A 14,947-nucleotide genomic window follows, 5' to 3' on the forward strand; every position below is an offset into this window, starting at 1 on the left:
ATCTTAAGTAATATAGTTTCATCCTGAGTAATAAAGTATCATCCTATTGACTCGGGCACTGGCCCTTGCTATTGTTTAATAAAACATTAGCAGGGGTTTTTTATGCTCTCCAAAAAACAACAGAAGTGGATTGAAGAAGAACGAGGTCAAGGAGAGTTAGCTGATTATAAGCCTTGGATCAAAATCTCTGACATATCCTCAACAGGACGTTCTCACCGAACCTTTGGACATAAGACTAGACGAACTCATCATCTCATGTCGGATTTAGAATTAGCTGCTTTCTTAGTTCTTGAATGGAGTGCTGATATAACTGATATACGAGAACAGTTTCCTCTAAAATATGAAGATACCCAGCAGATCGCCAACTCAATGCAAGTCAAGCATCCTAGTATTAGGGGTAAGCTACATATAATGACCTCAGACTTCTACGTGGTCACTTCTAATACCCTTCACAACCAATTTGCTCTTCAAGCTAAGTATTCAAAATATTTAAATAATCCTAGAGTCATAGAAAAGTTAGAGATAGAACGTCGTTATTGGCAGAGTAAAGGGATTCCTTGGCAAATAGTTACGGAAAAAGATATTCCTTTAGAAGTTCAAAATAATATCAGATGGTTATATCCAGAGTCCGATAGTGACATCTATTCTGACATTGAGACTAAGCTAAATTTTTACTCCGAACAGATACTAAAAAATCCCACCAACTCAATTATTAATTTGTGTAAAGAAATCGATAACGCCTATTATAGTGACCTTGGAGCTTCCTTAAACGAGCTTAGAAGAATATTAGCCCAAAGATTTTTCACTTTCGATCTGCGTGTTGATTTCAGGAAGCTTAAATGCAGTGATCTGAGTGTAGATAGAACTGATTGTTGGAGCTTAATAGCTGAGGAGCTTCGATATGTTTCGAATCAATGATATCTACAACAATCAGGGCAAAGAATACAGAATTCTAAAAGAGTTGCCAAATGACATTTTTGTTTGGATCGATATCAACGAGACTGTAGCTCTGCCTGAATTAATAAAAACGCAAAGCTTAGTCGATTTAGTTGAAGAAGGTGAATGTCATTTAACAGATGATCCTTACCAATACTTGCTATTGCAATCACCAGAAAACGGTACCACAGCTCAAATAAAGAGAGATGAGAACTATCAGTTGATACAACCGATTATCTCGAATGAATTATATTACCTTCCTGAAGTGCGTTCAAAAATAATTAATGAGATTGTCAATTCAGATAAAAGTACGAATCAAACTCTCTATCGGCTCATCAGAAAATATTGGCGAAGGGGTCAAGTACCTAATGCGCTGCTTCCAAACTATAAAAATTCTGGAGCAAAGGGTAAAAAACGTATTCCTAAAGATAAAAAGCTTGGCAGGCCTAGGATTCACAAGCAGGGTACAACCGCTATAATTAGTGAGGATGTTGAAAGGCTGTTCTCAATCGTTATCAATAAACATCTCTTGAATGATAGTAAACATACAGTTGTTTATGCTTACCGACAATTTAAGACTATGTATCGTTCTTTAAATCCAGACGTTAAAGAAGAAGACTTTCCAAGTGTCTGGCAGTTTAAATATTTTTATAACAAGAACTTTACTTCCGTTCAAAAACTCAAAGCCAGACATAACAAAATTAGTTATAACAAAGATGTGAGACAGTTAAGATCGACTGTCAACACTCAAGTGCTTGGCCCTGGTTCACGCTATGAGATAGACGCTACAATCGCAGATATTTATCTTTTATCCAATTCAGATAGACAGAATATTGTAGGTCGTCCTGTAATCTATTTTGTAACTGATGTATTCAGTCGTATGATAGCTGGCTTTTATATTGGATTTGAAAACCCTTCGTATGCCGCTAGCATACAAGCGTTAGAAATGGCCGTAATCAATAAACAAGACTACTGTAAAAATTATGGGATTAACATCACAGCTGATGATTGGCCTTGTATGGGTTTACCAGACGCGATTTTAGCAGATCGTGGAGAGTTACTAGGACATCAGATTGAAACTTTAGAAAAAAGCTTTTCAGTTCGAATTGAAAATACCCCACCTTATCGTGGTGACTTAAAACCTGTTGTAGAACGCTACTTCAAAACGATGCAAGCAAAATTCAAACCGTTTGCTCCAGGAGTAGTCACGGGTGTTAAAGAGAAGAAAAAAGGAGGAAACGACTACCGTTTAGACTCCACTCTAACGATTACAGATTTCAAGAAGATTATGATTAATTCAATTTTAATGCACAACAACGCTCATCAATTAAGCCATTATGATAGAGATAATGATATGCCTTCTGATTTACCTATAGTTCCTATTGAACTGTGGAATTGGGGGCTACAACATCGGACAGGTAGGTTACGTGCTGTTTCAGAGCAAGCTTTATATGTTGCACTATTGCCTAGAAAGAAAGCCACAGTATCAGATCTAGGTATTAAGCTTTTTGGTAATTACTATATTTGTACTGAAATAAGAGAAAAAGGTTGGCTTCATCGAAAAAGTACAATTAGTAGACCTAAGTCACTCAAGGTTGCTTATGATCCTCTAGATGCAGACACAATTTATATATTTTATGAACAAGATAGTCTTAATTATTGGAAAGCTCATTTATCTGATCGTTCAAGAGAATTTAAAGGCTGTAGCTTTTGGGAGGTCTGGCAAATACAGAAAGAGCAAAAAAATGTAGCTGCAAATCAAGAGCTCAAAAGTAGTTTAGCGTTAGAAACACTTGAGCGAGAAAATGAGAAGATCATACAAGAAGCGATTAAGGCTAAACCAACAACCTTTAAGACTAAGTCAGCTCAGTTGGCTAATATTACTGATAACAAGAGGTTGGCTAAAGATGAGGAACGTCAGGAAAGGCAAAGAAGTAAATTTAAAAAAGGACAGGTAATTCAACTGCCTACGACGGCAAGAAGCAATAAGGACCAAACAGACTTGGGTGATGAAGAGCTAGCGCTCAAGTTTCCAGTCTATCATGATATTTTATCTGAAGATGATTGACTATAGAAGGTTAGAGGTAATGATGATTAATGCTGTGTACAGGGAGAGTTTTGGTTCATACAAAGGTAATCCATTTATTGAGGCATTACCTTACATTTTAGAACCAGCACAAGTAGCCAAAAGACTTAAAGGTAGCATAGAGTTTAATCATTCTGATTGTCAGGCTTCATCTTCTGTTCGAGCCCACTTAATCTCTCAAATGATGGGGCTATTTTTTCAGCCTATTAATCGTCATATTGATCTTGAGAAAAAATTATCAATCATGATTCGTGAAGGATATGTTGGACGTAATCCTAAAGACGGCTCTTTAAATACTCATCTTCAAAATGGCTATGAGCGTTTAATGTCCGGTAAGGACGATGTCATTAGGTTTCCTACAGTGACTTCTACAGCTCGGAGCTTAGCCTTTATAGGCTGTTCAGGTAGCGGTAAAACGACCACGCTTAATAAAATTCTATCGACCTACCCTCAAGTCATTTACCATTCAGAATTAAACTTTACTCAAATTGTCTACCTAAGAGTAGATTGTCCACATGATGGTTCACTTAAAAGCTTATGCCTTCACTTTTTTAGAGCAATTGACCAAGCTTTAGACTCTAATTATGAAAAGAAGTATGCATTGAAACGACACAGTATTGAAACCTTGTTGAATCTAATGCGTCAAATTTCTAATCATCATGCTATTGGACTATTAGTAATAGATGAAATACAACATCTCAGTGTCAATAAATCTGGTGGTGCTGAAAAAATGTTGAATTTTTTCGTGACGCTAGTAAATACAGTAGGTCTTCCTGTAGTTATGGTTGGGACACCAAAAGCTAGGTTCATTTTTGAAGGAGATTTAAGGTCAGCTCGTCGTGGAGCAGGTTTTGGCTCAGTTTTTTGGGAGCAGATGGTACAAGAGCTAAATATAGTTTTAGCAGATGGCAAAACATATAAGTCTGAATGGAACAGATTTACAGACAACCTGTGGAAACATCAATGGTTGAAAAAAGCAGATATCATATTATCTGATGACATAAGAAGTCGTTGGTACGATCTGTCACAAGGCATTTTAGATATAGTAGTTAAGCTTTTTGTGCTTGCTCAGCTTAGGGCTATAGATTCAGGTTTAGAACGTATTACGGTTAAATTACTGCAAACTACTTACGATGAAGATTTAAGACCTATACACCCTATGATAGAAGCCCTACAGTCTGGTAGAGCAGATAAAATCGCCCAGTTCTCAGATCTGGTGATACCGGATATTGATAAAAAGTTATTACAGCTTCAAAGTAAGTTACATCAAAAAAATTTTGAATTTGATGAGGTATCAGAGTATCAGGGTTGCGAACTAAGCATTAGATTACATCGTATGTTAGTCGATATGGGGCAAGACTCCCCTCTACTAGTTCCTACGGTCAAACAAGTAGTTTCTGAGCTACCTGAAGCATCTATGGCTGATTTAATACCTATTATTTTAGAATGGTTGAAAGAGATTAAAGCTGAAAATAGCGCTTTACAAAGTGACTCTGAAACAAGTGCTTGTAACAAAAAATTAAAATATATAAAACAGACAGATTGGCATACTCTTGACTCTGAAGATTTACGCTATCAGTTCACTCAAAAGGAACAAGGCAATTCATTTTATGAACACTTAAAAGACTCTACATCGCTAATATTTGACATTAATGATTGGCTACCTAAGGTAAGTTGATATGATCAACCTCCCTATTCCATATGACGAAGAGCTAATTTATAGCACAGTTGCTAGATATAAAATCAGAGCGGGAATAGTTAGCCCCAAGCAGTTATTAGATGATGTTTTTGAAGACAGAGGTATAGTTGCAACAGTTGATTTACCGTGTCATTTATCTAAAATTACGAGGCATTATCCCCATAACCATTTTAATCTAAATTATATCGCTTATCAGTATACGCTTTTTCCTTTATATGCCCCTTTTATACCTGAGTCTAGACGACAAGAGTGTTTGAGATGGATGGCTAGCCATTCGCAAGGCGCTATTCACTTAGCAATAGGTAATAATGCATCAAGACTGCCCTCTGTAAAATATATCCGTTACTGTCCACAATGTCTTGTTGAGCAGTTTAAAGACCATGGTGAATGGTATTGGTCACGTATATGGCAAATTTCAGGAATAACTTGTTGTAGCAAGCATGGAAAATTAGTGGATTCTTCAGTTGAATATCGCCCTAACTCCCGTCATGATTTTATTGCCCCTACTCCGCATAACTGTGTTATAAAACAACAAGAAAGCATCAGTGAGGGTGATAGATTTCTCACCTCTAAAATAACTGAGCTTTTATCTTTAGGCGAACAACCTTCTCCAACCTTTGAGCAGTGGACCACTTTTTATCACAATTTAGCTCGATCTCACGACTGTATAAGAGGGTCTAAACATATCAATCATCTTCATATACTAGAAAAAATTAAAAATAGATGGTCAGTAGAATTTTTGGAAACGAACAATCTTCATATACTTAACAGTGAAACAGGTTGGCTTAGGGGTATTTTTCGTAAACATCGTAAATCGTTCAGTTATCTTGAGCATATTGTCGTTATTGAGTCTTTATTAGAGCAAGAATGGTCCTTTGAAGAAATATTAATGCAGGTGAAAAGCCAGACAACTATACTGCCAAATGAAATCACCCAAACAAAAAATACTTTAAAGCCTGACAGTAGAATAATAGAGGAAAATCGAAATCTTTGGATGGGACTGATTAAAGACAACCAATCTATCAAAGAATCTAGAAAAATCAACCAAGCTCTTTATATATGGCTATATAGGAATGATAAAGCATGGTTTACGGATACAAACAAAAGCTACCATCAGCGTCATATCCCTAAAGGATTCATTATAGATTGGCGAAGGAAAGATATTGAATTAGTGAGGTCCTTTATCAAAACAAACGATCAAGTGTGTTTTGACTTAACATCACCTCGTAAATCAAAAAAGTGGTGGATGAATCAAACTTATTCAGTTTCAATGATTGAAAAGAATCAAAATAAACTACCTTTAGTCTCAGCATTTTTGAACAGATATAGCGAAGACGTTAGTGACTATCAGATAAGACGATTAAGTTATGTATTGATTGACAGCATATTGAACAATCAGACTCTACAGCGCTGGGAAATATTACGACTGGCTAAATTAAGCGATGAGCGAATTACTTCTAAGTCTAGTAGGTTTCTAGAGCAGGCGCACAGTATTGCAGATATGCGGATAAATAAGGTGAGTATATGATAGCTAAAGGTTTTACTGAAAACTCGAAAATAATGTACGTTGCTAATATTTTCAAGTTTAAGCATTTGAAATCATGGAACCTTGAGCTATGTGTAAGAAGCGATGGGCAGGATCAGGTATTACATACTAGGCTATCGAATTTACCAGCTCTCGCAAAAAGAAGAGTTATAAACCCTTCAGATGGGCAGTCTCGTAAAGGTGGCTATTCATTTAGTTTGAGTGATATCTCTACTTCTAATTGGCAAGTAGGTACTGATTCAGAAGGCGGTGGTAATACCTTTATGTTTGACTATATCAGATCAGATGAGTCAACGGTAACAGTTCATACTCCTCAGATTGAGTTTGCACGAATTTTATTTTTTCATAATGCTTACCTTGCTCGAAACTGTATTGATCAGGGATTACTTAGTAGAGAATTTTGGATTCAGGACATACAAGATGATTCAATTTTAGTAAATATTCTGCCTATAAGCTCTTTACCTATAAAATCTTTTGAAAATGAAGGACAGAGACGCTTACTGGCTTGGATACTATTAGATAAGAACGCGCGCTCATCCTATGAAAGTATTGCCAAAAATTTTACTGAAGAAGTTCAGGAAACTGAAGACAAGAAAATATGGCGCTTTAGATTTAGTCCGCCACGACTTGACAACATCTCGCTAGAGACTAGAGGTTGGATGGATAAGGACACTGATAATTACTACGTTTATGAGGTTTTAGGCATTAGCAACATTCCTTCTTCTTTGCCTAAAACCGTGCGGTTTTATAGCGAGAAATTCAAAACTGGTATGACAGGTAGCGCTAAAGATAATGGAGCTAAGTCAGTTAGTTCAGCAGATAGCAACACTATTGATGATCAGCAGGATGCAGATATTGATACTAAGTTAAAAACGTTAGATATTCCAACAACATCTTTTAGCTTTGTAAACGCAATAGAAACTCGAAAGGTCGTTAAAAAAAGAGTGGCAAGCTCAAACGGAATAGAATCTGAAGAATATGAAGATCTCGTAGGGCTCGATCTGAGTGCAGATGAAGCTACGATTGATGGTACTGCGTGCCAAACTGACTTCTCAGGGATTGATGATGAAAGTGAGGTCTTAGAGCTCTATATTCAACGCTTTGAAGCATTTAAGCTACTAATCAAAAAGTTATTAGAACAACATGATCTTGACTGCCATGAAGAATTGCATTTTTTGCCAGCTGTTGGTCGATCGAGTTTGCATAGAACAATTGACGGTAATAAGCGATCTTTACTTGAAGTACAGATAAAAACAGATAAAGCTAATTTCATCGTTTTAGAAGTTGACATGAGTGACAATAACAGAATGCTATCAACACTAATAATTAAAGTAGAGGATACTGAGCTGTGGTCTCAGCAACTTGAAGATATATTGCAGCTAATAGTCCAACGTTCAATCAATTGGCCTACCAACAAGTATTTAGAAAATTTTGGAATAGTAAAAAGAATGAGACATCCATCAAATTCTCTTCAACTAACTGACTCCAGTATTGAATTCAATGGATGGCTAAGCCGACTAACTGGTATCTTAGAAACCTGATTCTATCTAGCTAAACCAACTCTTTCTACTTATACCTTTTTTATTTTATAAGGTTTTTTATAATGACAAGTAATCAACAACGTGCTGAGCTTCAACGACAAATTTGGGCAATTGCCAATGATGTACGAGGTTCCGTCGATGGATGGGACTTTAAGCAGTATGTGCTTGGAACACTGTTCTACCGTTTTATAAGTGAGAACTTTAACGCATATATCACTGGTGGCGACGCGAGTGTTAACTATGCTGCAATGTCAGATGATGATGTAAATATAAAAGCAGCAAAAGATGGTGCAATTCGCACCAAAGGCTATTTTATTTTACCAAGCCAGTTATTCAGCAATGTGACAGCTAATGCCCATAAAAACGAAAACTTAAACACAGACTTAGCTGCTATTTTTGCTGCAATAGAAAACTCCGCCAATGGCTATGATTCTGAAAAAGACATTAAAGGCTTGTTTGCTGATTTTGATACTACCAGCAATCGTCTTGGTAACACGGTAGAGGCTAAAAATAAGCGACTTACTGCTGTTCTAAAAGGCGTTGCAGAATTAACTTTTGGCAATTTTGAAGATAACCAAATTGATTTATTTGGTGATGCTTATGAGTACTTAATTTCAAACTACGCCTCTAATGCTGGTAAATCCGGCGGCGAATTTTTTACGCCCCAGCACGTCTCAAAATTAATTGCTCAACTCGCCATGCATGGTCAGACCAGCGTCAATAAAATCTATGATCCTGCGGCAGGTTCAGGTTCGTTACTATTGCAAGCAAAAAAGCACTTTGATGCGCACATAATTGAAGATGGTTTCTTTGGTCAAGAGCTAAATCATACTACCTACAACTTGGCACGTATGAATATGTTTTTGCACAATATCAACTACGACAAATTTAACATTCAATTAGGCGATACCCTAACCGACCCCCACTTTCTAGATGACAAACCATTTGATGCGATTGTCTCTAACCCCCCGTATTCAGTGAAATGGATTGGCAGCGACGATCCAACCTTAATAAATGATGACCGCTTTGCACCCGCAGGTACACTCGCGCCTAAATCTAAAGCTGACTTTGCCTTTGTACTTCATGCATTGAATTACCTATCAAGCAAAGGCCGCGCGGCCATTGTTTGTTTCCCTGGTATTTTCTACCGTGGTGGTGCCGAGCAAAAGATTCGACAGTATCTTGTTGATAACAACTACGTAGAAACCGTGATTTCACTAGCACCTAACCTGTTCTTCGGCACCACCATAGCCGTAAATATCTTGGTACTTTCTAAACACAAGCTAGACACCACCACTCAGTTTATTGATGCTAGTAGCGAGGCTTACTTCAAAAAGGAAACTAATACCAACGTAATTACCAATCAGCATATTGAAGACATCATAAAAGTGTTTGCCAGCAAAGAAAACGTAGAGCACTTTGCCAAATCCATTGATTTGGATGTCATTGCAGCCAACAGCTACAACCTTTCGGTAAGCAGTTATGTAGAAGCTAAAGACAACCGCGAGCTAGTGGACATTACAGAGCTTAATGCCGAACTTAAAACCACCGTCGCTAAAATTGATGTGCTTCGCAGTGATATTGACGCCATTGTGGCGGAGATTGAAGTTGAGGAGCTTGAGGCATGAGTCAGTTGAACTATTTAGAAAAGCTATTGGATGGAGAAATCGTAGAGTGGATTGCACTTGGCGACGTAACGTTAATCAAAACAGGGCAAGCAGTAAGCAAACAAGCCATATCAACTAATCCAGGCCAATACCCTGTGATAAATAGTGGCAGGGAGCCTTTAGGATTTATCGATAAATGGAATACTGACAATGACCCTATTGGAATAACTACCCGGGGGGCCGGTGTTGGTTCAATTACATGGCAAGAAGGAAAGTATTTTAGAGGGAATCTAAATTATTCTGTAACGATCAAAGATAGTGCGAACCTTGAAGTAAGATATCTTTATCACCTCTTGTATCAAATGCAATCTGCTATTCAATCGCTGTGCACATTTGATGGCATACCTGCACTTAATGCTGGTAGTTTAAAAGAGCTGGAAATACCCATCCCATGCCCAAATAACCCAAAAAAATCCCTGGAAATCCAGGCCGAAATCGTCCGCATTCTGGACGCATTTACCGCCATGACCGCCGAGCTGACCGCCGAGCTTAACATGCGCAAAAAACAATACAACTACTACCGCGATCAGTTGTTAAGCTTTGAAACTGGTGAAGTAGAGTGGAAACCATTGGGTGAGCTTGCCGAATTTATCCGAGGAAAACGATTTACTAAAAAAGATTACGTAGTAGATGGTGGTGTTGACGTCATCCACTATGGTGAAATTTACACTCACTATGGAACATCGTCTAAAATTACAATTTCACAGGTTAGATCAGACCTAGCTGAATCGCTCCGTTATGCTGAAACTAATGACGTGATTGTCGCCAGCGTGGGTGAAACTATTGAAGATGTTGGCAAGGCTGTAGCTTGGCTGGGTAAAGGAAAGGTAGCCATTCATGATGATAGCTACGCTATTCGTCATTCTTTAAATCCAAAATATTTATCTTATTGTCTACAAACTGAAGATTTTATTTCGAAGAAAGCTAAACACATAAGTCGAGGTAAAGTAAAAAGGTTATTAATCGACGGAATTTCAAAGGTACGCATTCCTATTCCATATCCAAACGACTATGAGAAATCACTTGCCGAGCAAATGCGTATCGTGGCCATTCTCGATAAATTTGACGCTCTAGCCAACTCGATCACAGAAGGTCTCCCACGCGAAATCGAGCTGCGTCAGAAACAATACGAATATTATCGTGATTTGTTGTTAAGATTTCCTAAGCCTGAAGTAATGGAGGGTGCGTAAGATGGGTAAACCACTCGATGAGATTGCACTCGATCTCAAAGCTTTAAATAAAAAAGTTCAATTGATTTATGCTTTCAACGGTACAGGGAAAACTCGTCTTTCTAGATTATTTAAAGAACTAGTCTCCCCAAAGGTTGACGAAAATGGGGAGCAAGCGACATTGAAAGCCCTGTATTACAACGCCTTCACTGAGGACTTGTTTTATTGGGATAATGACTTAGATGGTGATGTAGATAGAATGCTCAAAATACACCCGAATGAGTTCACTAAGTGGGTGTTGGAGGAACAAGGACGGGGGCCGGCAATTATTGAACACTTTCAAAAATTGAGCAGTGGTACTATAGAGCCAATATTCAGTACTGATTTCTCGGAAATCGCTTTTAAAATGAAAAGTGATATTAAAGGTGCCTCTATTAAGATCTCCAAAGGAGAAGAAAGTAACTTAGTTTGGAGTGTATTTTACAGCCTATTAGATCTAGCTATTGAAGAATTGAGCAGCACTGAAGATGACAGAAGTACGGATAAATTTAATGGTTTGGAATATGTGTTCATCGATGATCCTGTGAGCTCTCTCGATGATAGTCACTTAATTGAGCTTGCTGTTGACTTAGCTAAGTTAGTGAAATCCAGCTCGGTCGGCTTGAAATTTGTTATTACGACGCATAACCCACTATTTTATAATGTTCTTTCTAATGAGTTTAGTAATAAACTAGCCAAAGATCCCAACGCGGTAGATATTAAGTGGTTATATAGGTCTAAAGAGTCTCAAAAGTATCGCCTTGATAAGGACTCAGCAGGAGATTTTGAGCTTACCATTCTTGGAGATAATACTCCGTTTTCATACCACTTGCTTTTGTTAGCTGAAATAAGGGAAGCACTGATTAGTAATCAAGTCAGAAAATATCATTTCAGTTTTGTCAGAAATATTTTAGAGAAAACAGCGACATTTTTGGGGCATAAAGGTTGGGCAGAGCTTCTTCCTAAAGCGGATGATGGTAACCCTGATCCATTTGCTAATCGGATTCTTAATCTTTCTAGTCACTCTGCACACGCTGGTGAAGAAACAGGAGAAGTCGAAGCAAATGATAAACAAAAGTTAGAATATTTAGTTGATTACTTGAGTAGTGAATATGGATTCTGGCGGCAGGAAGTATAAATGACTAATTATAAAACGGTTGCTGAATCGAATAACTTTATTGTTTTAGATAAATATACACGGCTAGACCAAATAGCTGAGGGCTACCAGAGCGAAGGTGATTTAGAACGTGAACTGATTCAGGACCTAAGCAACCAGGGCTATGAGTATTTACCTACGATAACGACGCCAGACACCATGCTGGCGAATGTGCGCAAGCAGCTACAAGCCCTTAATAAGGTCGAGTTTACCGATGCCGAGTGGGCTCGCTTTTGCGAGCAATACCTGAACACACCAAGCGACAATATTCTCGACAAAACCCGCAAGGTGCACAGTGACTATATCTTCGATTTTGTCTTTGATGATGGCCATATAGAAAACATCTACCTGTTCGACAAGAAGACCATTGCTCGTAACAAAGTGCAGGTGATTAAGCAGTTTGAGCAAACGGGTAGCAATGCTAACCGCTATGATGTGACGATTTTGGTCAATGGTTTGCCTCTGGTGCAAATCGAACTGAAAAAGCGTGGTGTAGCGATTCGAGAGGCGTTTAACCAAATACATCGCTACAGCAAAGAGAGTTTTAATGCCGAGAACTCGTTGTACAAGTTCTTGCAGCTTTTTGTGATCTCTAATGGCACCGACACGCGATATTTTGCCAATACCACTAAGCGTGACAAGAACAGCTTCGACTTTACAATGAACTGGACGAAGTCAGACAATACACTGATTAAGGATTTAAAAGACTTCACGGCTACTTTTTTCCAGAAAGAAACGCTGCTTGAAGTAGTTTTGCGTTACTCCGTATTTGATGTCAGCAACACCTTGCTGGTTATGCGCCCCTACCAGATTGCGGCCACTGAGCGCATTTTGTGGAAGATAAAGAGCGCGTTTAATAGTAAGAGTTGGAGTAATACCGAAAGCGGTGGGTACATTTGGCACACCACTGGCTCTGGTAAAACACTCACCAGCTTTAAGGCTGCACGTTTGGCCACTGATTTAGACTGTATTGATAAAGTCTTTTTTGTGGTGGACAGAAAAGACCTCGACTATCAGACCATGAAAGAGTATCAGCGCTTCTCGCCTGATAGTGTGAACGGTTCAGACAGTACCGCAGGGCTTAAGAGCAACCTTGATAAAGACGATAACAAGATTGTCGTCACCACGATCCAAAAGCTCAACAACTTAATCAAAAGTGAAAGCGATTTAGCTGTCTACAACAAGCAAGTGGTATTTATTTTTGATGAGTGTCATCGAAGCCAGTTCGGTGAGGCGCAGAAAAATCTGAAGAAGAAATTCAAAAAGTACTACCAGTTTGGCTTTACAGGTACGCCAATTTTCCCTGAAAACGCCTTGGGTGCTGAAACCACGGGCAGCGTGTTCGGTCAGCAGTTGCACACGTATGTAATCACTGATGCCATTCGTGATGAGAAAGTACTCAAGTTCAAAGTGGACTATAACGATGTTCGCCCTCAATTTAAGAGCATTGAGACTGAGCAGGATGATAAGAAGCTCAGTGCCGCCGAGAACAAGAAAGCATTTTTACATCCGATGCGGATCCATGAAATCTCTCAGTACATTCTAAGTCATTTTAACCAGAAAACGCATCGAGCCTATTCGGGTGCAAAAGGGTTTAATGCCATGTTTGCGGTCAGTAGTGTTGATGCGGCTAAAGCGTATTATGAAACCTTTAAAACATTGCAGGCCGAGGCCGAAAATGGACCCACAAGTAAACCTCTGCGCATTGCGACTATCTTCTCATTTGCAGCCAATGAAGAGCAGGACGCCATTGGTGATATTTTAGATGAGAGCTTTGAAGTCAGTGCAATGAACAGCAGTGCGAAAGAGTTTTTGAGCGCTGCGATCACTGATTACAACGCCATGTTTAAATCTAACTATGGCGTGGACAGTAATGGCTTTCAGAACTACTACCGTGACCTTGCCCAGCGCGTGAAGAATCAAGAAATAGATCTGCTCATCGTGGTCGGTATGTTTTTAACGGGCTTTGATGCGCCTACGCTCAACACCTTGTTTGTTGATAAGAATTTGCGCTATCACGGCTTGATGCAGGCGTTTTCTCGCACCAATCGCATTTATGATGCAACGAAGACCTTTGGCAATATTGTTACCTTCCGTGATTTGGAACAGGCAACCATTGACGCCATCACCTTGTTTGGTGACAAAAACACCAAAAACGTGGTGTTGGAAAAGAGCTACAAAGAATACATGGAAGGCTTTAACGATATTGCTACTGGCCAAGCGCGTCGAGGTTTTGTTGATATCGTAAAAGAGTTGAAAGAACGCTTTCCAAACCCAGAAAATATTGAAAAAGAACAAGATAAAAAAGAATTTGCCAAGCTGTTTGGTGAATACCTAAAAGCAGAAAATATTTTACAAAACTACGATGAGTTTGCTGGATTAAAAGCACTGCAAAGCTTAGATAGCAGTGATGAACAAGCTGTTGAAGAGTTCAAGTCAAAGTACTATCTGGACGATGCTGACATCGAGGCAATGCAAACCATCGATATGCCAGGCGAGCGTGCTATTCAAGATTATCGCTCTACCTACAACGATACCCGCGACTGGTTGCGACGCGATAAAGAAGGCCAGGACAAAGATAAGTCAACGGTAGACTGGGACGATGTGGTCTTTGAAATTGATTTGCTTAAATCTCAGGAAATAAACCTCGATTACATTCTTGAACTGATTTTTGATCACAATAAGAAGAACAAGAGCAAAGAAGGCTTGATTGAAGAAGTCCGCCGTATGATTCGTGGTAGTCTTGGTAATAGAGCGAAAGAGAGCTTAGTGGTTGATTTTATTAACCAGACAAACCTAGATGAGATCAATGACAAAGCCAGCATTATCGACGCTTTCTTCAAATTCGCCCAGGCGGAGCAGAAGCGCGAAGCCGATGCCATTATTGCCTCTGAAAAGCTCAATGAAGAAGCTGCCAAACGCTATATTGCGTCATCACTCAAACGTGAGTACGCCTCTGAAAATGGCACTGCTCTTAATGAAGCGCTGCCCAAACTTAGCCCATTGAACCCACAGTACCGAACGCAAAAGCAAAATGTTTTTCAAAAAATTGCAGCTTTTGTTGAGAAGTTTAAAGGCGTTGGTGGAAAATTTTAATTTACTTGGGCA

The 14,947-nt window shown here is 38.8% G+C and carries 9 protein-coding genes; all 9 read left to right on the forward strand.

The features are described from left to right. The first annotated feature begins 102 nt into the window (after nucleotides 1-102). The 9 genes from KZA12_RS08020 to KZA12_RS08060 all read left to right on the forward strand — a co-directional run bounded on the left by KZA12_RS08020 (nucleotide 103) and on the right by KZA12_RS08060 (nucleotide 14,935). Nucleotides 103-918, forward strand: coding sequence for a TnsA endonuclease N-terminal domain-containing protein (locus KZA12_RS08020; protein WP_218689864.1), 816 nt, complete (start codon nucleotides 103-105; stop codon nucleotides 916-918). Further along, entirely contained in the window at nucleotides 902-3,004 is a 2,103-nt protein-coding gene (locus tag KZA12_RS08025; protein WP_218689865.1) for a Mu transposase C-terminal domain-containing protein, read from the forward strand. The genes KZA12_RS08020 and KZA12_RS08025 overlap by 17 nt, the downstream gene beginning before the upstream one ends. A gap of 19 nt (nucleotides 3,005-3,023) precedes the next feature. After that, nucleotides 3,024-4,700 carry an AAA family ATPase gene (locus KZA12_RS08030; protein ID WP_218689866.1) on the forward strand — a complete coding sequence of 559 codons (1,677 nt, stop codon included), beginning with the start codon at nucleotides 3,024-3,026 and terminating at the stop codon, nucleotides 4,698-4,700. 1 nt (nucleotide 4,701) lies between these two features. Further along, nucleotides 4,702-6,249 (forward strand): TnsD family Tn7-like transposition protein, encoded by a 1,548-nt coding sequence (locus tag KZA12_RS08035; RefSeq protein WP_218689867.1) that lies wholly within the window; start codon nucleotides 4,702-4,704, stop codon nucleotides 6,247-6,249. Then, on the forward strand, nucleotides 6,246-7,808 hold the full coding sequence (locus tag KZA12_RS08040) for a Tn7-like element transposition protein TnsE (protein WP_218689868.1): 1,563 nt from the start codon (nucleotides 6,246-6,248) through the stop codon (nucleotides 7,806-7,808). Before KZA12_RS08035 ends, KZA12_RS08040 begins: the two co-directional genes overlap by 4 nt. A 62-nt stretch (nucleotides 7,809-7,870) precedes the next feature. Beyond that, on the forward strand, nucleotides 7,871-9,436 hold the full coding sequence (locus KZA12_RS08045) for a type I restriction-modification system subunit M (RefSeq protein WP_218689869.1): 1,566 nt from the start codon (nucleotides 7,871-7,873) through the stop codon (nucleotides 9,434-9,436). Further along, the gene (locus KZA12_RS08050) at nucleotides 9,433-10,665 is read left to right on the forward strand and encodes a restriction endonuclease subunit S (RefSeq protein ID WP_218689870.1); all 1,233 of its coding nucleotides are present in this window, start codon (nucleotides 9,433-9,435) and stop codon (nucleotides 10,663-10,665) included. The genes KZA12_RS08045 and KZA12_RS08050 overlap by 4 nt, the downstream gene beginning before the upstream one ends. Nucleotide 10,666: 1 nt before the next feature. After that, nucleotides 10,667-11,821: an AAA family ATPase gene (locus tag KZA12_RS08055; protein WP_218689871.1), complete on the forward strand. Its 1,155-nt coding sequence runs from the start codon at nucleotides 10,667-10,669 to the stop codon at nucleotides 11,819-11,821. Next, complete coding sequence (locus tag KZA12_RS08060) at nucleotides 11,822-14,935, forward strand: HsdR family type I site-specific deoxyribonuclease (RefSeq protein ID WP_218689872.1); 3,114 nt, start codon at nucleotides 11,822-11,824, stop codon at nucleotides 14,933-14,935. The last annotated feature ends 12 nt before the right edge of the window (nucleotides 14,936-14,947 follow it).

The organism is Psychrobacter sp. BF1, from assembly GCF_019279065.1.
GTDB classification, from domain to species: domain Bacteria; phylum Pseudomonadota; class Gammaproteobacteria; order Pseudomonadales; family Moraxellaceae; genus Psychrobacter; species Psychrobacter urativorans.